Genomic DNA, 19,624 nt, shown 5'->3' with positions numbered 1-19,624 from the left:
ATGGCAACATTTTTTTTCACTTTGTAAATAATAATAATTATCATTTACATCTTGATAATTATTATCTTTTGAAATACTATGTCTGGGCTTTGTTGCTTAATCTAGTGAATCAAGTAACCAAACCTTTAATAATTAATACTATGAAACGGTCGCTTTAGATCACTCTTTTTGTAGCAAAAGGTGTTTAAGTAACACGACTTTCTTACTCTCTCTTTTTACGATGGCTGTTTTATTTATGTCAATTTTAGCGTTTAATTTATCGTTGACTCATACGGGACTAAACACCCATCCTTCACCGCTGCGTCGTAGCCCACTAGCCATAAGTGTGGCATTAGCATTGTTTGCATTCACGTCAGTTTCAGCCCAAGCAGCGCCGCTTCTCGCAGAGACGAATGGTGATATGCCCGACGATGCAGCCATGCCGAGCACACGTTTAGATCCTATCGTGGTAACGGCCACACGCTCTGAGCGTGCATTGAGCGATGCGCCAGTTGCCCTGCAAGTACTCAGCCGCCAGCAGCTAGATGACAACCATGCTCATACTTTAAAAGAAGCGCTAGCCTTGTTGCCCAATGTTTACTTACGCGAAGTCCATGGTAAAACAGGTTACGAAGTTAGTATGCAAGGCTTTACCGGTGATCAAGTATTGGTGTTGATTGACGGTTTACCGATCACAGCCAGCACTGGCTCGACAGTAAATTTGAATCAATATATGAATATGGATATTGAGCAAATAGAAGTGGTGCAAGGAGCGGCGTCAGCGCAGTTTGGTAGCGCGGCGATGGGCGGCGTTATCAATATCATCACTAAACCCATTGGCGCGGCAACAGGACATATCACCACCGAGATTGCCAGCAATGGTCGGCAAAATCCATCTGGTAAAAAGTTAGATGCTAACAAACGCTATGTAGAAGCCAGCGTAGAAGGCGCTTTAGATAAAAACCAGCGTTTTCATGCGCGTTTATCAGGCTCGTATCTGGATAATGATGCTTGAGCTTAGATCATGAAGCATGGCCGAGATTAAAAGACGCCAGCGAGCAGTCACAAATCAGTGCCCGATTTAGCTACCGCCCGGATGGTAAAGGCATATCAAACAACAATAGTGATAACGATAGCCGAATGGTCAAAAACGCTCAATATTGCTAGAGGCCAGCCACTATAAAGAAGACGATGTTAGCCGTTTCAATTACTATGTCGCGCCGCGCTATTTGGCACAGCAAAGAGATGAGCACATCAGCAAGCAGCGCTTTAGTATCGGTGCACGCGCTGATATCGCGCCGCATGTCGATGATCGCAGCAAGACTTATCGATTGTCCGCTCAAGCGCTGCATGAGGAATATCAAAGCGAATCCAATACTAAAACACAGCAAGCCATCACTAGTGCCCGTGATACAGAGATTAGTACGACGTTGGCGCAAGCCCAGCTCGACTTACCTGAGCTATTGCTATCCGATAAGCACCTTCATCTTATCCAAGTCGGCGGTCAGGTTCAGCAAGACAAGTTGAGCCAAACGAAAAACCAAGTCAGCGAGCTTATCAGCGATGACGTCAGCCGTGATGTCGGTGAGCTGTATCTACAAGATGATTGGCTGATCGGCGATAACTGGGAAGTGTTGAGTGGTATTCGCTATCAAAACGATGAAGACTTTGGTGGTCATACGGCGCCAAAAGTATCACTCAAATACAACCATTTGGATGCCAGCGGTCGTGACCATGTCTTTCGTAGCAGTATTGGCGGTGGTTATCGCGTGCCCAACCTGAAAGAACGCTACTACGTCTTTGACCATAGCAATTTGGGTTATAAAGTCATGGGCAATCCTGACTTGCAGCCTGAAACCTCAACCAGTTACCAGATCGGCTATCAAGGTCAACTGAGCGACACCATGAATTTGACGGTCAATGGTTTTTATAACGAGATAGATGATCTGATTCAGACCGATGAAGACAATGCGAGCTTTGAAGCAATATCGCCATTTATAAATATATGAACGTCGATAGTGCCAAAACCTATGGCGGCGATATTGGCCTTGACTGGCAAGTGGACGAGCGCGCCAAACTACAAGCCAGCTACGCTTACCTCAAGACGCATAACAATGTCACCGATACCGAGCTGACCTATAAGCCCAATCACAAAGCGATGCTGGCACTAGATTATCAAATCAATGACAAATTACAGCTGATCCCGCGCCTCAATTATGAATCCAAACAGCTGATTAGTACCAGCGAGCAAGCGTATTCACCCTCTTGGTGGACACTCGATAGCAAGCTCAATTATGACGCCACTGCAAACTTGAGCTTGTATGCAGCGATTAATAATATCTTTGATGTGCAGCGTGATGTCACCGATACCAGTGACTACCGTCCCATTGATAATCGCGAGTGGTTACTTGGCGCCAGCTACCATTGGTAAGCCTTTGATTCACAATCATTCTAAAGCAAGTGTATTTGTACCGCTATTTTTACCCTTATTTTGTACCTTCTATCTGAAACCACAACCTTCAAGGAAGCTGATATGACCCCCATTTCCCCAGCAATTCACACCAAGCCGACCAAATTGGCATTACTGTTTAGTGGCAGTATTTTAGCACTCAGCATGACTGGCTGCGGTGGTGGCGGTGATGGCACCAGTAGTGACAGTAACGGTAATGGCGGCACTACCCCGCCTGTGAGCAGTGCCAGCTTTAGCGAAACGGCTACTTGGCAAGTCACCAATCTAGCGCCTAATACTGCGACCTGTTATGACTTTGATACCAAAGCTGAAAGCTCGTGTGCTGAAGATAAATGGGATATCAAGTTTGATAATCAAGCGCGTTCGGTCAAGCTTTGGTCAAATAGCGGTGATTCTGGCACTGGCAAAGGCGGCGTTTTTGGTTTAATCGATTGGTCAGATTTGAGCCGTTATAGCAATGCAACTCAAGATCCTGATACCAGTCGTGATATTACCATGCACTACAATGAAGACCATAGTGGCGGTATTTTTGATGCGCAGCCTTGGTTTGAGTACAACTTACAAGGCAATCATCAGCTCTACCCGAACAATCGCGTCTATATGGTCACCACAGACAGTAGTAGCGACATGACAGACAGCAGCGTCCAGCAGCCGATCTATGCCTTGCAGATTACCAACTACTATAATGATGCTGGAAAATCTGGCTACCCAACCATTCGCTGGATTGATACAGCGCTACCAAATCAGGTACAGACTCAAACCTTCAACGCCACCAGCAATGATGATTGGGTATATGTTGACCTAAAAACAGGCCAAAGCAGCACGGACAAAGACAGCACTTGGCAGATCGGCTTTAAGCGTAATGATGTGATTTTAAATGGTGGGGATTCGGGCAGTGGTAAGATTGGCGGTTATCTTGCCGCCACACCAGCAGGATATTATGATGCAAAAGACGAGCCTATTGTCAGTCAATTTATCACCGATGGTAGTGCAGCGACCTTAGCCGACCTTACCAGCACAGCAGACTACGACAAGCCGCTGAGTGCCAGAAGTTGGGTGATTGACAGTAAAGGCTCGGATCTCAACCCTGCGTATACTGGCAACTATCCGAACCTAGATTTTGGTTGGTATACCTACAATGGCATGACCCATCAACTAAATGCCAAAGCGGTTGACAGCGCTCAAGGCGCGCTCATTAGATCCGCTGAAGGCAATAGCTATGCCCGCGTGCGTTTGGATAAAATCAATTACCCTGATAGCTCAGCGACGACTGCGACCTCATGGGAATTTAAAATAGACATTCAACCTGCTCCTTAGTTTTTTTTACCTTTTGAGTTTCGCTCAGCTAAGTTTAACTTATACATAGCGCATTATTTCAGAAAATAAACACATCATTTTAACTGCCCTTCGCAAGCTATCATACTTTACGAAGGGCAATTAAATTGGACAGCTACTAAGCTTAGATCAAAACCCACTTATATTGTCTCTGAAATATCTTCAGAGTTTCGGCTCTCCTTCACTAATTCGACACCATCAGGATCACCATACGCTGACGTACATTCAGAATTCTTAGTCTGACTGTTAATTGCTTATGCAGCTTTAATTGGCATAATAGGAGCATTAGTGTTCTGGAATAAACAGCTACTTAACAATAAGGCTGTAGGTAAAAAAGTATCGCTACTATTTTTGGACTTCATAAGGGCATACTGGCTATACCACAGCATTTTCAGATAGGCGATCAACTCATTATTCATAAGCAATAAAGCTTGCCCTATTTACGCTGCAAACAAGGCACTCAGGTGTTCCTGATACTGCACAATATCGTTATCAATGGTCGGATTCTTAATGGCATCATTCACCATGAATGTTGGCATTGGCTCCATTCCTAGAAACTGATATGACTTATGAGTAGCGATATATACGCCATCAACGCCAACACCTTCAAAAAACTGCTCGGGATCAGTGAATGCTTCTGTAGGTGCATTCCAAGTTACTGAAAGCATATACTGTTTACCTTGCAGTAGACCACCAGAACCATATTTATCTTCTGAGTTTTGACGAGAACGTCCATCACTTTGATAGAGACTGCCATGACCAATGGTGAAAATCTCATCGATATATTTTTTAATAGTCCATGGCACACCCATCCACCAAGCAGGAGCTTGTTGAATGATGATATCTGCCCACAGCCATTTTGCAATTTCATCCTGAATATCATAACCTGCATCAATGTTTGTCACTTTTACGTCGTGACCTAAACTGAGTAATTGTTGCTCAGCGATATGGGTCATAGTGTCATTGAGCTCACCTATAGAATGCGCAAAACGTTTGCTACCGTTTAATATCAATATTTTTTTCATGATTAGCTGCCTTGTATAAATTAGATAGATTGATCCAAATGGGTGCCAAACCTTCAGGATTGACTTCACGACTATTGCTATCGAGTTGGTCAATTTTAATTAATTGCTCATCGCTCAATGTGATGCTTTGTGCTGCTAAGTTGCTCGCTAGATTTTCTCTTTTAGTTGAAGAGGGAATCACAGCGTAGCCTTTAGCGAGTGCCCACGCTAAGATCACCTGTGCTGGCGTTTGTTGATTGTGACTGGCTATTTCTTGAATGACAGGATCTTTTAATGCTTTGCCGTATGCTAGTGTCATATAGGAAGTAACGTTAATACCTTGCTGATCCATGAAATTCACCAATCGGCGATTTTGTAGATAAGGGCTTAGTTCTATTTGGTTGGTCTCAATATTTTCAGCCCCTACTACTGCTATAGCTCGTTTTAACAAATCGATAGTAAAGTTAGACACCCCTATTTTTTTGGTCAGCCCTAATGTTTTTGCTTCGAGCAAGGCGGTCATATACTCTTCAACAGCTACTGGGCTTGAAGCGCTGGCCAATGGATTAGGGCTAAATCAACAACATCGACATCTAACTTTTTTTAAGCTGGCCTTTAAGCTAGGAATGAGCTTTTCTTTTGATAAATTATCAACCCAAATCTTAGTGGTTAGGTATATTGAGTCAGAAGAGACACCGCTATTTTTGATAGCAATACCAATAGCCTCCTCGTTATCGTATGCTTGAGCCGTATCTATCGCTCTATACCCCAAATCTAAGGCATTTGTCACAGAGTGAATAACCGTATCACCTTGTAATCTAAAGGTACCTAAACCAAATTTTGGCAGTGTCATATGCTTCACCTATATCTTATTTATGAAAGTATTCATTGGATTGGCAGTCATTATATAGATGCTTATAATTGATAAGAAGGCACAAAAAATCAAAATACTATTGCATAAGGATCAATAATGAAAGTCACGATTAACGAGCTTGATACCTTTGTTAGTATTGTCGATGAAGGCACCATCAGTCAGGCAGCTGAACACTTAGGAGTTACGGTTTCAGCCGTAAGCAGAGCGTTATCAAGACTAGAGAAGAAGCTCAATACCGCACTATTTAGGCGCACAACAAGGCGCTTGGAGTTGACGCAGGAAGGTGAGAAGTATCTCGCACGTGTGCGCAGTATTCTGAGTGATTTAGAAGATGCGGAAGATATGATGGTAAAGAATAAGAAGGTGCCATCTGGTAAGTTGCGAATTGATGCAGCTACTCCTTTTATGTTGCATGTGATTGCACCCTTAATTGATAAATACAGTAACGCTTACCCACAAATCGATATCGAGTTGGTCAGTAATGAAAGTTTAGTAGATTTATTAGAAGCACGTACAGATGTGGCTGTTCGTATCGGTGAATTAAAAGACTCTTCATTGAGTGCTACCTCGCTCGGCTTAAGCCAGATTCGTATTTTAGCCAGCCCTGCTTATTTAAAAAAACATGGTACGCCCAAAAATGTGGAGGACTTGGCTCATCATCAGTTATTAGGTTTTAATTCATTGGAGAAGTTAAATGATTGCCTATCTATGATGCGGCTAATAATTTATTGCATATTCATACGAATATAAAAGCAGATAGCGGTGAGACACTAAGACAGCTGGCCTTATGCGGGACCGGTATCGTGTGTTTGTCCGATTTTATGACTTATCAAGATATCCAAAAAGGGGATTTGATTCCGCTATTAGTGCCTATTACGATTAAAATGCAGCAGCCTATTAATCTGGTTTACTACAAGAATAGAAAATTATCAGAGCGTGTTAGCTCCTTCATCGAGTTTTTGAAGGCAGAAGTAATGCCTTAAGATAGGTAAAAAAAACACTTAACGTCATATAATGAAAATGACTTTCTTTTAAAAAGGCCTTGAATATTTTATAAGTGATTACTCCAATGTTGCCAACTCTGGCTAGCCACCAATTCCTATTACGATGAGATAAAGGTATTGATAACAGTTTGCGTTATAATGGCACTCTACAAATCAGAAATTGATAGTGATTGTCATGGCTAAAGTGCCTTTAGATCGACCCAGCCTTGCTAACTGTCCTATTGCTCATAGTCTTTCGATAGTTGGTGATGCTTGGTGCTTACTCATCTTACGCGATGCACATATGGCTTAACCCGCTTTGATGAATTTCGTAGTAGTTTAGGTATCGCGCCATCAATGCTCACCAAGCGCTTAACAACCTTAGTTAAAGAAGGCTTGTTTAAAAAAATACGCTACTCAGAGCATCCGCCGCGTGAGGAGTATCTACTGACACCAGCGGGGCAAGATATATTGCCAGTATTATTTGTACTAGGTGCTTGGGGACAAGCTCATAAACTCTGTGAAACAGGAGCTCGTATGCCTGTCTTTATAGACTCAGAGACAGGTTTGGAGATTGAGCCTATAGTTGTTGATAAAATTACTGGGGTCGAAATTGGCAAAGCTACCATCAAGAGAAAAAAAGCATAGTTTACTCCATAACTATAATCCGCTCATTTACAACTCTGCTATACCCTTTAACGTCAATCTTCTCTTATCGTTAGGGTATGTTCTCATTTTAAAAATAGTGATAAAAATGAGATGAATGGTAGCCAAACAAGAAAAATAGCGTAACTAATATTAGGATAGTGACCAGCTATCATTTTAAGTCACACTATTTAAATGTTGGCACGCCCAAATAAAATTAATTTTTTTTGCTAAAAAATCCAGCGTCTGTTTCACAAAGTCTTTATGATATTGAAAAATACCACCATGTCCGGCATCTGGGTATATGATTAACTGACTGTTTGGTAAACGCTTTGCTAAGTCATGGGTGTTTGGCGTAGGAACCATACGATCATGCTCGCCATTAGCCACTAAGGTAGGATGTTTAATAACAGAGAGATCGACCGGTTTTTTTGTTGCCCCATTTTTTTTAGGGCTCTAAGTTGAGCGCGATACGCTGAAATCTTGATTTTTTTTGTCAGGATTTTCAGTCCGTTCATTAATACGTTTAATAAACGCTTTTGCCGCACGCTTTCCATTGTTAGAACGAGTGAAAAACAGAAAAACCTTGGGATCTTGACATGTAAGTAAACCCTTGATGAACTCTCTATCAGCAACTCTATTAACTTTAGCGATACCCTCTCCCCCAGCAGGCCCTGTACCCGATATCACCATTTTTCTCACCAAACTGGGTTTTTTCATTGCTATTTCTTGTGAAATCATACCGCCCATAGAAAAGCCAAATAAATCCACCTTATCAAAGCCTTTTGCTTCAATGAAAGTAATAGCATCATCAGCCATTTGCTCTATCGATTCAGCTACTCTCCCTGTCGAAGCACCCACGCCGCAATTATCAAACGCCACAACGTAATGTGTTTTGGCGATACCATCCATAATGCGAGGGTCCCAATTGTCTAATACCGCTGCCAAATGATTTAAAAATATGATGGGTGTGCCACCATTTTGCTGACCATACTCACGATAGGCAAAGCTAATGCCATCTGCACTGATAAATTCAGTAGGTACTGTTGTCCATTGATAGAGCGATGTTTGTACTGACATTGAGGTGTCTCCTATGGCGTGTGGATCAAATCTTGTAATATCAGTTAATACTAAAAAGATAGTGACTATAATACAAGAAATTATCATAGTCACTATCTTTTTAGTATTAACTAGTCTATTTTTATATTATTATCCTATTACTGAATAAAATCTGTAAGAGTACCTTGCGTTGTCGTAGGCTACTTTAACCCCATTTACGCTCATTAGATTTAGGTAGAATATTATGAGAGCCGCTTATATAGATCACTATGGTAAGCTCGACCAGATTCAATTTGGCGACCAACCCAAACCGACGATTCAAAGCGATGAAGTTTTGGTTAAAGTGCATGCTGTCAGCATCAACCCACTTGATTTGCCCATGCTAGAAGGAGAATTTAAAGCGGTGATACCCGTGCAGTTTCCTTTCATCTTAGGCAATGATTTAGCAGGTGTCGTTATTAAGATTGGCACAAGCGTTCATAAATTCAAAGTGGGAGATGAGGTTTTTGCTAAGACAGATGAGCAAGGCTCTTTTGCTGAATATACTTCTCTAAAAGAAACGTCAGTTGCTCTTAGACCTAAAAATATTTCTATGACCCAAGCTGCTGCTCTGCCACTGGTTGCTCTGACAGCATGGCAAGCGCTCGTGGAAATAGCACAGCTAAAACGTGGTCAAAAAGTCCTGATTCATGCGGGTTCTGGTGGTGTGGGCTCCATTGCCATTCAGCTCGCTAAGCATTTAGGCGCCTATGTTGCCACAACGGCAAGTGCTAAAAATGCTGATTGGCTGACAGACTTAGGGGCAGACCTCGTCATCGATTATAAAAAGACTAATTTCACGGATATCGTGTCTGATTATGATGTAGTGTTTGATACACAAGGGGGCGACACTTTAGAGCAGTCTTTGCAGGTTCTAAAGCGTGGCGGTATCGTTGTCAGTATAGCGGGACAACCCGATAAGAATATGGCAGAAGCCATCAATGCTAACTGGCTCATGAGCAAAATCATCCCCTTGCTCAGCTTACCTATTAGAGCTAAAGCCAAAAAAACACGGCGTTCGCTATCACTTTTTGTTTATGCAGCCAAATGGCGAGCAGTTGTCCCGTATTGCTGAGCTTGTAGAAGCAGAAAATATTATTCCAGTATTAGATCAGGTTTATGATTTCACGGATTTCGCACAAGCCATTCAGCATGTAGATAGAGGGCATAGCAAAGGTAAAGTAGTGGTCAATTTACTTTAAATTTACCACCAGAACACACGTAGCAGAATTAAGCATAAAAATGACCACTCATACAAAGGATTGCAAAATGGATAATGCAAAAATAGATATAAACGACGTGTTGGCGACATGGGAAGCGGACGAGTTAACAGTACGTGCCAAATTAGGCGCTTCAGGGATAACGTCGCCTGCTCAATTAGCTAGCATGAGTGGCAAGGCGCTCTTTGACGCGATGTTTGCTGGGGAGTTGCCCTCGCCACCGATTGGTGAGACGCTTGATTTTGTTCCTATTCATATAGAAGACGGTCATTCTGTTTTTCAGGGTCGGCCAGGTCAGCAACATTACAACCCATTAGGCAGCGTACATGGTGGTTGGTTTTGTACTATGCTTGACTCTGCTGTCGGCTGCGCTATTCATTCTACCTTACCGGCTGGTAAAGGCTATACCACGTTAGAGATCAAAGTGAATATGATTCGCGCCTTGACTAAGGCCATCCCATTGGTGCGTGCTGAAGCTAATATCATCCATATCGGAAGGCAAACCGCCACTGCTGAAGGACGTATCGTAGGGCCTGATGGCAAACTATATGCTCATGCCACCACAACTTGTTTAGTATTTGATATGCCAAAGTGATAATAATATCGACTTTTTACGCAAAATGACTTTTATTATGAACCAACACTAAGGCCAATTTTATGCAAACATTCGAACGCACCATCACGTTAGATGACAAACAAGCGCGCTATTATGACCTGTCTGCATTGGGTAATAGGGATAAAAACATATCGAGGACGGCGGCTCATTTCTATGGTGGCAATGGTTTTACGGCTGGCGTCTATCTCCCTTTATTAACTAAGCTCAGTGAGAAATTCACTATCACTAGTCTCGCCATGCGCGGATATTGGCATGATTTACCCACCGCCAAGAAGCTCACTCGCGAGCAAGATGCCGATATATTGATTGATTTTTTTAGAGAAAACTCAAGACAAACCTGTGATCGGTATGGGACATTCTCAAGGCGCTACTGCAACCGCGATTGCGGCGGCCAAACGTCCAGAACTATTTTCGCAGTTATACTTAATAGAGCCCGTTACGCTTACTAAATCACAGAAACTCATTATTGATCTGTTACCTAGTAAGTTCAAAATAAGTCGAGAACCCTTCAAAAGTACGCAAGCTAAGCAAGCGAATTGGTCTAGTGTTGAAACATACTATGACTATTTACGGTCACATCGTGCTTTTAAGCGTATTGATGACAACAATCTTTATGTCTTTGCAAAAAATAGTCTGGTCGAAAATGAGCAAGGGAAATATAGTCTGCTTTTCGCACCTCAGCAAGAACTGGCAAGCTACTTTGACATCCCTTTCGTCAATGACGCCTTAAAAGATCTGAATACTCTCAATGTCCCCTACACCATTATCGTTGGTAAACCCTCTATGTTCATTAGCGATAAAGTTCGTAAAATTTGGCAGCACCTTGTGCCAAGTGAGAGAATCATTGAGCTGTCAGATAATGGGCATCTTCTGCCAATGGAAGCGCCTGAACAATGTGCAAATATCATTATGAAAAATTTTACGAGCTACTGAGCCTCTTTAGGTTCAGACTTGCTACTCGCATAAATAAAATAAAGCGCGATTGCCAAACAAACCAAAGCACTGATTCGACTACCTGAACGGCTAATGACCTCATTACCAAGCAAACCAAAATTATCAATTAATACACTCATACTCAACTGACCAAAAATAACGGCTACCGTTGCCACAGCAGTTCCAATACGCTGGACCGCAACCACCATAATGACAATATAAGGAACACCGCACAAAGTGAGCTATGCTGAAAAAACTGTAGAACCAAACTTGGTAAACTAACGACTCAATGAGGAGTTTATCATGACTAAGAAAATCAGAACCTATAGTGCAGCATTCAAAGCTGAAGCCGTTAAAAAGATAGCAGATAATAAGGGCAATGTTTCAGCGACTGCAAAGCAGCTTGGCATCGCCATGCAGACATTATCTAACTGGCAAAACAAAGCTGATAAAGGCCAGCTTATTGGTACTAAAGAATATGATCCTGAGCTCATGGCTATACTAGAAGAGAATAAACGTCTTAAACGTGATCTCAAAGTTACTCAGGAAGAGAGAGATATTCTAAATGAGGAAGGATAAAGCGAAGCACTGCTTCGCCCGGACGCAAGATGAGAGCTATGCGCGAATGAGGCCACGGCGTACTTCGCCAATGAGGAACGTTAAGAAACAGTTAAGAAACAGTCTAGTAGACTGTTTTAGTGACGCAAGACGTAGGGCTATGCCCGCAGTGACAGTTGATGAAGTACATCTTTATCAAGGATAATCAGCAGATATTTAGCATCACTTGTATGTGTCACGTATTAGATGTCAAGCCATCAAGCTATTATAACTGGATAAATCGTGGTGTTAGTAATCAGCAGATCCACCGCAACCAGTGTGAGCTGCTGGTTCGCGTGGCTCATGATGAAACTAAGCAGCGCTATGGCTGTGAGCGATTGCATGCTCATCTTGCAGAGCAAGGCCATCATATCAGTCAATACATGGTAAGACGCATTAAAGAAGAATACGGCATTGTTTGCCGTCGTCACAAGCGTTTTAAAGTTACCACCAACTCAAACCATAACAAGTTTATTTATCCAAACCTGCTCGATCAAAAATTTGATACCAGTCGTCCTAACGAAGCTTGGGTTAGTGACATCACTTACATATGGACAGATGAGGGTTGGCTATACTTAGCAGGTGTTAAAGACCTCTACACTAAAGAGCTTGTCGGCTATGCTATCCACAAGCGTATGACAGCAGATTTAGTTTGCCGTGCACTCAATATGGCCATCAAGAACAAACGACCCAACCAACGGCTGATTGTGCATTCTGATAGAGGCAGTCAGTACTGTAGTTATGACTATCATAAGATCATTAAGAAGCATAAATTTAAGGGCTCAATGTCCAGACGTGGTAATTGCTTTGATAATGCGCCATAGAAAGCTTCTGGGGCATATTAAAGAATGAGTTGGTGTATTACGAAGACTATAAAACAAGGTTCGAAGCCATCAGTGATATCACTAAATATATTGAGCTTGAGTATAATGAGGAGCTATTAGCAAAGCACTGCTTTGCAGCGACGCAAGGCAAGAGCTATGCTCGCAGTGGGACTAGAATCCAAAAGGGTTTGGGCTATAAAACGCCAAGACAGGTGTGGTTTGATTTTTATCGTCAAGCTGCGTAACTAAAATCTCCCAAGTCAATGTCTACAGATTTGACAGCATAGGTCAGTGTATCTCTGTTGTTATCCTCAAAATATCAGTTATATGTACACTCACAAGTACACTGGAATTATTTCAATAATTCAAACTCTTGATACTATTATCCTACAGCCCCTTAATTTTTTCCCCATTGCTCGTCACGTAAGGCATGTCGTCTTGTCATAATAGTTGAACTCAGTTTGATATACATGAAGGCAGTATAGCTTATGTTTCATCAACTGTTATATTCGATGACATGCCCTAATTAAAATTTAAGACATGGTTAAGGCATGGTTGCTGTGGGTGTTTTTAAAAACTTAGGATTGGCATTGCCCCAATTCGCATATATCTCGGTAAATAAGGTATCCACAATTTCTTCCACCTCGTTTTGAGTCACTTCCACATTGCCTTGTTTGCCAAAGATAACCACCTCATCGCCCGATTTAATGTCCGGATAATCGGTTACATCCACCATTGTGGTATTCATTGAGATTTTGCCCACCGCCGGTACTTTATGCCCATTGATAAGTATGTGCCCTTTATTGGTAAAGGTACGGCGATAGCATCAGAATAACCAAATGGTAAGTTTGCCAAATAGCTGTCGCGCGTCAATTTATAAGTGCGGTCATAGCCAACTGTTGAGCCTTTGGGGTAATAATTAACGCTAGCAACTCGGCTTTTAAAACTCATAATAAATTTAAAGTCTTCACGCTCAAAATACGGCTCGCCAAATAATATTGCCCCCGGGCGCACCATATCAAACCAGCCTCTGGCACATTTAATGACACAAACGAGTTGGCGGCGTGAATGGTCAAGTTATCCCTGTTTAAATTAGCGGCTTTTATCAACCAGTCGGTTTGCTGTTTAAAAGTTGTTAGCCCTTTTAGCACATCTTCGCGGTCTTCTTCTGGAAAGTGGGTCATAATGCCAACAATGTCAAGGTTACTCATCTTGGTTATCGCGATAGCATCTTGCTGCAACCGGTTAACGCTAAGATCAATACCGTTACGGTCCATGCCGCCAGCGTTTAATGCCATATGAAACTTAATGTTTTTACCGGCTTTTTTAGCAAGCTCATTGACAATTTCTGCTTGTTTTAGGCTGCCAATTAACTCTTCAACGCCATATTGCATGGCGTCTTCGATTTCAGCATTGGTAGCGGCGCGCACACGCATGATGCGCCCTTTATAGCCATGGCTGTGAGCAATGCGAATCTCTTCATTACTGGCAACACCAATACAAGGCACATTATGCTGCATAACGGTGGGCATTAAGTTGTTAATACCAAACCCGTAAGCATCTGCCTTTAAGATGGCGCAAATCTCAGCCTGCCCATTTAAGTGGTGGCGCATTGCCTCAATGTTGTCGCCATAAGCGCCAGCGTCCACCTCAAGCCAAGCGTTGGCATTGTCGATATTAAGCGCGCGAGTATTGTGGGAATTATATATATTATGGGTATTGGTATCTGGATAATCGCCGATATAAGTCAACGCTGGTGCGGCGTGGGCAACAGTGGAAGGCACGCTTACCCCGTAGGCAACTGCGACAATGGCAAGCGATAAAAAAACTGGATTTAGTATTAGATGTGGTCATCATCATCCTTGATTATTGATTGATAAATTAATTGACTAACTGATAAAAAAACAAAATTTATAATAGCACTTATTTAGTTTAACGCAGTGGTTATAAATTCAAAGTTAAAGTATTTCTATTGATATATCAGATATTAAGAGACATAAGAACCGACTATCAAACTATCAGTGTTTCTCCATTAGGCGCTGACGAGCCTATCATGCCGGAGAGAGCAGTTGTATTTTCAAAATGATCGTCTTATGAGTAGCTTGATGCTAATAGCAAAAACCAGCTTGATAGGCGGTTTTTGCTATGAATATCATTAAAAAAATCATATGAGCACACACCGCAATGATTGGTAATGAGATAATGGTTCTCAATAGAAAAATGACTAATAACTGGAAAAAGCTTACTGGAATTTTTGTCCCTAAAATCAATCCACCTACTTCTGACATATAGATTAACTGAGACACTGACAAGCAAGCGATAACAAATCGAGTTAGTTCTGACTCTATTGAAGAACCAATAATAGCCGGTAAGAACATATCTGCGAAACCTACCATGATCGTTTTTGACATTTCTGCGGCAAACGGTATATTCAATAACTCTAAGAATGGAATAAACGGCATACCTAGATAATCAAATGCAGGTGTTTCTTCTGCAACGATTAGACATAGTGCCGATTGCCATAACGACAGGTAATATCCCAATCCACATATCCAAAATATTTTTTTAGCCCATCTCTTAAGAAAGTAAGAAAACTTGGACTCTTATCTGCTTTTTGGACAGCTTTATGTAAACTATGGGTAAATAGTGTTTTTCCTTCGGGAATGGTTTCATGATCTCTATCACTGTTTTCGATAGTATAAGTATCTTCAATTCTAGATAAAGGTAATAACCTTGGAACTATTAGCGCACAAACAATGCCGCATAGAGCAACGACCCCAATCATATTGATGAAGTAGCTCTCGAGCTTAACCTGAGAGATGACAACCAAACAGAATGTAATCGACACTGCTGAAAAACTTGTAGCGATAATTGCCGCTTCTTTTTTTGGTATAGAACCCGCCTTCCAATTGTTTATCGGTTAATAAGACCCCGATAGTGCCATCGCCCAACCATGACGTTAAGCAATCTACAGATGACCTACCTGGTAAACCAAATAAAGGTCTCATCACTTTACTTAGTAGAACCCCAAAAAATTCTAATAAGCCAAAATCAAGCAATAACGGTAGCAGCAATCCAGCCAAGAAAAATACGATAAAAAGTATTGGCATTAACTCATATAATATTAAGCCGCCAATATTGTCTGAATATATTGACTCAAACCCAAATTTAAAATAGGTCACGACAACAAAGAACGCACCAAGCATCCTAATAATAAGCCAAGGCGTTGTAACGTTTAATAAATTATTTAGAAACGCATTATTCAGAATAAATGCAGGTTTCATGATTTTAGTATATAAGGTGCAACACAAGGTAATCATGATTGAGGTGACAACCAATAACGGCAAAAGATCACCGATATAACCCTGTATATAATCCTTCAATACAGATATAGGAATGGTAAATCCTTCTGCATAAGTGACAAACTTACCGTCAACATAAGGAATTGGAAATACGAAAAGCATCAAACCTATGATAGATGGGATAAAGAACTTCAAAAACTGTTTGATATTGATACCGCTAACATCTCGACTTGCAGCGCTGGCTTTAATAATGTCCATATTATTTTTACTCGCAGTCCCTTTTTAACCAACCTAAAGAAGGTTTTAACAAACCCCTTTAGGCTAGATTCTTTTACTCATTTTAAATATTCAGTACTAGTAATTGCTCAAAAGTGTGTGGGTCACTTTTTCTAAAATTTTAAATATTCTGGTCGAGTCATCTTTTGAGTTGTTATACAAAGGATTTATCTCTGCCATTTCCCAGCAGCATACTTTCTTGTTCTTAATTAACTCTATATTAAGTTGCATCGCTTGCTCGTATGACAGGCCATTCATTGCAGGTGTACCAGTTCCTGGCACATATAAAGGGTCGACACTATCAACATCGAACGAAACATAGATATGATCGCAATATTCTAGTTTTTTTGAAGATTTCCTCTACGGTAGAACTGATGCCTTTTTGGGTTATCTCAGCAACGCTATATAAAGGGATTTTATGTCTTCTGATTAAATCCATCTCTTCTTCTTGATAGTCTCTAACCGCACAAAACACCACATTTTCTGGCTTAATTGATGCTCGCTTGATGCCATAAATTTCAACTTTTCCCAATACTCTTTTTCTTTTTCAGAAAGCTCGTTACGCTGACATTCCAAATTATCAATGGCACAAGCCATCGCCAAAGGCATGCCATGCATATTTCCTGATCCGCTGGTATATGGTGAGTGAAAATCAGCGTGAGCATCTATATAAACCACGCCGATTTCCGCATCAGGATGCGCCATTTTTAGACCATGCATCGTACCTGCACAGCTAGAATGATCACCTGCAATAACAATTGGAAATTGATTTTCATTTCTTATATCTTTGATTTTATGCGCCAATTTAGAAATAACAGGTTCAATTACATCGGCGTATTTTGCATGCTTAAATGATGACTCTTCTTCATGTATATATTCATTTTTTTATACTATCAAGTTGCAATTTTTCATAGTAGTCTGCATTCATCTCTTTTGATGATGCGCGCAATGCATCGATTCCTAGTGACGCGCCTTTTTTTATGCCCTGCGACATCTGAATAAACTTCTACTATTCGCACGTTTTTCATTAAATCATTCATTATTTTGTCTCTATTAAATAAAACAATTTTTTTCATCATTTGAGTCCACATCTGGCATTGAACTCCTATTTTTCTATATTCAAATGACTTATGATGCAGCCATCGCTTCATCCGTCTCTAGGCTACGATCTTTGCTATGAGCTTTGACGACCGAATAGAGGTTTTTAGGGTCTTGTTGCTGAGGAATCAAGTCAAGCAGCTCATATGCATTCTGTTTTTTTGATCAAATCACGCAAAAATACCAAAGCCGTAAAGTCTTCTGAGGCAAAACCAACACCATCAAATACAACCAAGTTATCCTCATTAGTGCGTACTGCTTTTTCACCGTTGACGATGCGGTGAAACTCTGTCACAGGGAAATCTTGAGAGAGCTGTTGAATGTCGCCTTCAATACGGGTTTGTGGTTCAAACTCCACAATGACATGATCGGCTCTTAACAAGATGTTGGCATCCAGCTCCGTTTTGCCAGGCAGTCACCACCGATGGCATTGATATAAACGCCTTTTTTTGACCATATCATCACGCAGAATCGTGGCGTTTTTCTTATCTGCGGTACAGGTAGTGATGATATCTGCACCTTCAACTGCTTCTTCTACCGTTTTGCAAATAGTAATCTCTAGGCCTGAATCGACAAGGTTGCGCGCTACTTTTTCAGATGCGGCTGGGTCGACATCATACAAACGTACTTTTGAGATACCCACGACTGCCTTCATACCCATTGCTTGGAACTCTCCTTGAGCACCATTACCGATGAGCGCTAAAGTCTGGGCGTTTTTGGGTGCACAATGTTTGGCAACCAGTGCTGAAGTCGCTGCCGTACGCAAGGCGGTTAAGATACACATTTCTGTTAATAAAATCGGATAGCCTGTATCGACATCAGACAATAAGCCAAAAGCGGCTACCGTCTGCAAATCGCGCTTGGTGTTGATCGGATGGCCATTGACATATTTACAGGCAAACATTTCACCATCGCTGACAGGCATCAACTCTATGACGCCGTCTTTGGAATGTGAAGCAAAACGACTGGATTTTTCAAAACTATCCCAACGAGAAAAATCTTGTTCTAAAGCATCTACCAATTCTTTTATGGTCTGTTCTATACCATAATTACTAATGATTTCAGCCATCGCCTGTACGCTAACAAATGGCACACCCTGCTTCTGTGATACGATAAATTTAGACATTAATTTTGCTCCATTCCATGAATATTATTTATTTAACCGACAATTAATATGCTACCAATTATAATTGTCAGTTAAAAATGTCAATAATTTACCAAATATGGACATTTTTTTGACACATTGTTAGGTACCACTTAGCATAATGTCAAAATCTAATGAAGGAAGCATTTTTATGGCGTATTACACTTATGACTCTTTAGATAGCGAACTGATATCTGAACTTCGACAAGATGGTCGAGCAACCATCTCAAACCTGGCTAAAAAAACTTAAAGTCTCTCGTGCCACTGTCCAGAATAGATTGGATAGATTGATTCACAACGGTGCTATTTAGGGTTTACGATTCGAGTGCATGAAGCATTAGATAAAGAAACGGTCAAAGCGATGATGATGATTGAAGTAACAGGAAAATCTACTTCACAAGTGATCAGGAAACTGCGGGGTATCCCGCAATTGATTAAGCTGCATACGACCAACGGGGCATGGGACTTAGTAGGAGAAATACACACGACGAGCTTGAGAGAATTTGATGAAGTGCTGCGTCAAGTCAGAGAAATTGATGGTATTTTGAATAGTGAAACAAGTGTTCTGCTTTCGAGTTTGTAATGTCATTAAACTCAAAATCGCATAAGCGATGCTGTTTATCTGATAGATATTAACTTAGGATGTTGTGACTAGGCCGCCTGAAGGTAAGCGTAAAAATAATATATTGGCGTTTTATAACCTAGATTTTTTTAATTTTTATTTGACTGGTACAATAAAACTAAAGAACGTATCTTTTACTACGTTCTTTAGTATGAGAACACGATGGTATTTTTAACTCAGACGATAGCTTACCTGAGCTTAAGACAAGAAATCTACTAATGGCTTACTACTTATTAAATAATATTAACTTCATAGCTGAACTTCTCCGCCATTCCATATGACTCTCTATATTCGATAGGATCACCTTCTAGACTCTTAGCAATACGGCATACCTTCACTAAGTTTTCTTGCTCATTATTATCTAAATAAGGGTCTACGTGATTGGCTACAAAAAAATAGTGTCTCTACGGCAGATGAAACAAACTGACCACACTTAGTATAGTAGAACGGATATAGCAGATTCTCAAAATCTTCAGGCTCTAGACTTACAAAGGCTTGATAACGACTCTTAGGTAGCCAGATTTTTTTTCACTGAGCGAAACTTTGCCTTCAATAATGCGCACACGTTCTATATAAATAAGCGCTTTATTCTTACCAATATCTA

General features: G+C 41.0%; 18 protein-coding genes and 9 pseudogenes. 14 read left to right on the top strand and 13 right to left on the bottom strand.

The annotated features are described in order from the left end of the window. Positions 1-235: 235 nt before the first annotated feature. The 5 genes from TT11_RS06145 (at position 236) to TT11_RS06125 (ending at position 3,766) form a co-directional block, all read left to right on the top strand. Entirely contained in the window at positions 236-994 is a 759-nt protein-coding gene (locus tag TT11_RS06145) for a TonB-dependent siderophore receptor (protein ID WP_261869561.1), read from the top strand. After that, positions 991-1,146, top strand: a complete 156-nt coding sequence (locus TT11_RS06140) for a hypothetical protein (RefSeq protein WP_261869560.1) — start codon at positions 991-993, stop codon at positions 1,144-1,146. Before TT11_RS06145 ends, TT11_RS06140 begins: the two co-directional genes overlap by 4 nt. Next, the gene (locus TT11_RS06135; protein WP_261869558.1) at positions 1,140-1,988 is read left to right on the top strand and encodes a TonB-dependent siderophore receptor; all 849 of its coding nucleotides are present in this window, start codon (positions 1,140-1,142) and stop codon (positions 1,986-1,988) included. The genes TT11_RS06140 and TT11_RS06135 overlap by 7 nt, the downstream gene beginning before the upstream one ends. Then, positions 1,985-2,410 carry a TonB-dependent receptor domain-containing protein gene (locus TT11_RS06130; protein ID WP_261869557.1) on the top strand — a complete coding sequence of 142 codons (426 nt, stop codon included), beginning with the start codon at positions 1,985-1,987 and terminating at the stop codon, positions 2,408-2,410. The genes TT11_RS06135 and TT11_RS06130 overlap by 4 nt, the downstream gene beginning before the upstream one ends. Before the next feature lie 102 nt (positions 2,411-2,512). After that, on the top strand, positions 2,513-3,766 hold the full coding sequence (locus TT11_RS06125; RefSeq protein WP_261869556.1) for an HmuY family protein: 1,254 nt from the start codon (positions 2,513-2,515) through the stop codon (positions 3,764-3,766). Between the two features lie 458 nt (positions 3,767-4,224). On the opposite strand, the gene TT11_RS06120 is transcribed toward TT11_RS06125, so the two are convergent. Beyond that, positions 4,225-4,809 carry an NAD(P)H-dependent oxidoreductase gene (locus tag TT11_RS06120; RefSeq protein ID WP_261869555.1) on the bottom strand — a complete coding sequence of 195 codons (585 nt, stop codon included), beginning with the start codon at positions 4,807-4,809 and terminating at the stop codon, positions 4,225-4,227. Then, a pseudogene (dkgB, locus tag TT11_RS06115) lies at positions 4,781-5,641 on the bottom strand (2,5-didehydrogluconate reductase DkgB). The gene TT11_RS06120 and the pseudogene dkgB overlap by 29 nt, the downstream one beginning before the upstream one ends. Positions 5,642-5,758: 117 nt before the next feature. Between dkgB and TT11_RS06110 the strand changes: the two are divergent. From TT11_RS06110 to TT11_RS06100, 3 genes and pseudogenes are all read left to right on the top strand, one after another. Next, the gene (locus TT11_RS06110; RefSeq protein ID WP_261869554.1) at positions 5,759-6,412 is read left to right on the top strand and encodes a LysR family transcriptional regulator; all 654 of its coding nucleotides are present in this window, start codon (positions 5,759-5,761) and stop codon (positions 6,410-6,412) included. After that, positions 6,361-6,645, top strand: coding sequence for a LysR substrate-binding domain-containing protein (locus TT11_RS06105; protein ID WP_370587802.1), 285 nt, complete (start codon positions 6,361-6,363; stop codon positions 6,643-6,645). The genes TT11_RS06110 and TT11_RS06105 overlap by 52 nt, the downstream gene beginning before the upstream one ends. Before the next feature lie 196 nt (positions 6,646-6,841). Then, a pseudogene (locus tag TT11_RS06100) lies at positions 6,842-7,293 on the top strand (winged helix-turn-helix transcriptional regulator). Positions 7,294-7,467: 174 nt separating this feature from the next. Here TT11_RS06100 and TT11_RS06095 read toward each other — a convergent pair. Next, a pseudogene (locus tag TT11_RS06095) lies at positions 7,468-8,370 on the bottom strand (alpha/beta fold hydrolase). 223 nt (positions 8,371-8,593) lie between these two features. Here TT11_RS06095 and TT11_RS06090 point away from each other — a divergent pair. The 3 genes and pseudogenes from TT11_RS06090 (at position 8,594) to TT11_RS06080 (ending at position 11,157) form a co-directional block, all read left to right on the top strand. After that, positions 8,594-9,590: pseudogene (locus TT11_RS06090) on the top strand (NADP-dependent oxidoreductase). A 67-nt stretch (positions 9,591-9,657) separates the two neighbouring features. Then, complete coding sequence (locus TT11_RS06085) at positions 9,658-10,203, top strand: PaaI family thioesterase (RefSeq protein WP_261869552.1); 546 nt, start codon at positions 9,658-9,660, stop codon at positions 10,201-10,203. 327 nt (positions 10,204-10,530) lie between these two features. Then, a complete protein-coding gene (locus TT11_RS06080; RefSeq protein WP_261869551.1) occupies positions 10,531-11,157 on the top strand; it encodes an alpha/beta hydrolase in 627 nt (208 codons plus the stop codon). Here the strand turns inward: TT11_RS06080 and TT11_RS06075 are convergent. After that, positions 11,151-11,393: pseudogene (locus tag TT11_RS06075) on the bottom strand (DMT family transporter); the annotation flags it as partial. The gene TT11_RS06080 and the pseudogene TT11_RS06075 sit on opposite strands and share 7 nt — an antisense overlap. 67 nt (positions 11,394-11,460) lie before the next feature. Here TT11_RS06075 and TT11_RS06070 point away from each other — a divergent pair. Beyond that, positions 11,461-11,734, top strand: a pseudogene (locus TT11_RS06070) (transposase); the annotation flags it as partial. Between the two features lie 154 nt (positions 11,735-11,888). Continuing rightward, positions 11,889-12,823 (top strand): annotated as a pseudogene (locus tag TT11_RS06065) (IS3 family transposase); the annotation flags it as partial. A 299-nt stretch (positions 12,824-13,122) separates the two neighbouring features. Here the strand turns inward: TT11_RS06065 and TT11_RS06060 are convergent. The 9 genes and pseudogenes from TT11_RS06060 to TT11_RS06020 all read right to left on the bottom strand — a co-directional run bounded on the left by TT11_RS06060 (position 13,123) and on the right by TT11_RS06020 (position 18,323). Then, positions 13,123-13,529 (bottom strand): annotated as a pseudogene (locus TT11_RS06060) (alanine racemase C-terminal domain-containing protein). Next, positions 13,526-14,362: an alanine racemase gene (locus tag TT11_RS06055; protein WP_261869549.1), complete on the bottom strand. Its 837-nt coding sequence runs from the start codon at positions 14,360-14,362 to the stop codon at positions 13,526-13,528. The pseudogene TT11_RS06060 and the gene TT11_RS06055 overlap by 4 nt, the downstream one beginning before the upstream one ends. Before the next feature lie 324 nt (positions 14,363-14,686). Next, positions 14,687-15,121 (bottom strand): hypothetical protein, encoded by a 435-nt coding sequence (locus TT11_RS06050; RefSeq protein ID WP_261869548.1) that lies wholly within the window; start codon positions 15,119-15,121, stop codon positions 14,687-14,689. Next, entirely contained in the window at positions 15,079-15,363 is a 285-nt protein-coding gene (locus TT11_RS06045; protein WP_261869547.1) for a hypothetical protein, read from the bottom strand. Before TT11_RS06045 ends, TT11_RS06050 begins: the two co-directional genes overlap by 43 nt. Positions 15,364-15,385: 22 nt before the next feature. Beyond that, positions 15,386-16,138 carry a nucleoside recognition domain-containing protein gene (locus tag TT11_RS06040; protein WP_261869545.1) on the bottom strand — a complete coding sequence of 251 codons (753 nt, stop codon included), beginning with the start codon at positions 16,136-16,138 and terminating at the stop codon, positions 15,386-15,388. Between the two features lie 96 nt (positions 16,139-16,234). Beyond that, complete coding sequence (locus TT11_RS06035; protein WP_370587811.1) at positions 16,235-16,480, bottom strand: arginase family protein; 246 nt, start codon at positions 16,478-16,480, stop codon at positions 16,235-16,237. Next, positions 16,458-16,631: a hypothetical protein gene (locus TT11_RS06030; RefSeq protein ID WP_261869706.1), complete on the bottom strand. Its 174-nt coding sequence runs from the start codon at positions 16,629-16,631 to the stop codon at positions 16,458-16,460. The genes TT11_RS06035 and TT11_RS06030 overlap by 23 nt, the downstream gene beginning before the upstream one ends. Then, the gene (locus TT11_RS06025) at positions 16,586-16,960 is read right to left on the bottom strand and encodes an arginase family protein (RefSeq protein WP_261869544.1); all 375 of its coding nucleotides are present in this window, start codon (positions 16,958-16,960) and stop codon (positions 16,586-16,588) included. Before TT11_RS06025 ends, TT11_RS06030 begins: the two co-directional genes overlap by 46 nt. Before the next feature lie 436 nt (positions 16,961-17,396). Beyond that, positions 17,397-18,323 (bottom strand): annotated as a pseudogene (locus TT11_RS06020) (ornithine cyclodeaminase). 400 nt (positions 18,324-18,723) lie between these two features. On the opposite strand from TT11_RS06020, the gene TT11_RS06015 reads away from it, so the two are divergent. Then, positions 18,724-18,981 (top strand): Lrp/AsnC family transcriptional regulator, encoded by a 258-nt coding sequence (locus TT11_RS06015; protein WP_261869543.1) that lies wholly within the window; start codon positions 18,724-18,726, stop codon positions 18,979-18,981. The last annotated feature ends 643 nt before the right edge of the window (positions 18,982-19,624 follow it).

The sequence above is a fragment of the Psychrobacter sp. JCM 18901 genome (genome assembly GCF_000586435.1).
Lineage (GTDB): Bacteria > Pseudomonadota > Gammaproteobacteria > Pseudomonadales > Moraxellaceae > Psychrobacter.
The sequence above is the reverse complement of the archived record's forward strand: the minus strand, read 5'-3'. Positions and strand labels throughout refer to the sequence as shown.

Coding starts and splice junctions, on each gene's coding strand:
- TT11_RS06145 (WP_261869561.1), top strand. CDS start 236: ATGTCAATTTTAGCGTTTAATTTATCGTTGACTCATACGGGACTAAAC.
- TT11_RS06130 (WP_261869557.1), top strand. CDS start 1,985: ATGAACGTCGATAGTGCCAAAACCTATGGCGGCGATATTGGCCTTGAC.
- TT11_RS06125 (WP_261869556.1), top strand. CDS start 2,513: ATGACCCCCATTTCCCCAGCAATTCACACCAAGCCGACCAAATTGGCA.
- TT11_RS06120 (WP_261869555.1), bottom strand. CDS start 4,809: ATGAAAAAAATATTGATATTAAACGGTAGCAAACGTTTTGCGCATTCT.
- TT11_RS06110 (WP_261869554.1), top strand. CDS start 5,759: ATGAAAGTCACGATTAACGAGCTTGATACCTTTGTTAGTATTGTCGAT.
- TT11_RS06085 (WP_261869552.1), top strand. CDS start 9,658: ATGGATAATGCAAAAATAGATATAAACGACGTGTTGGCGACATGGGAA.
- TT11_RS06045 (WP_261869547.1), bottom strand. CDS start 15,363: ATGATTGGGGTCGTTGCTCTATGCGGCATTGTTTGTGCGCTAATAGTT.
- TT11_RS06040 (WP_261869545.1), bottom strand. CDS start 16,138: ATGGACATTATTAAAGCCAGCGCTGCAAGTCGAGATGTTAGCGGTATC.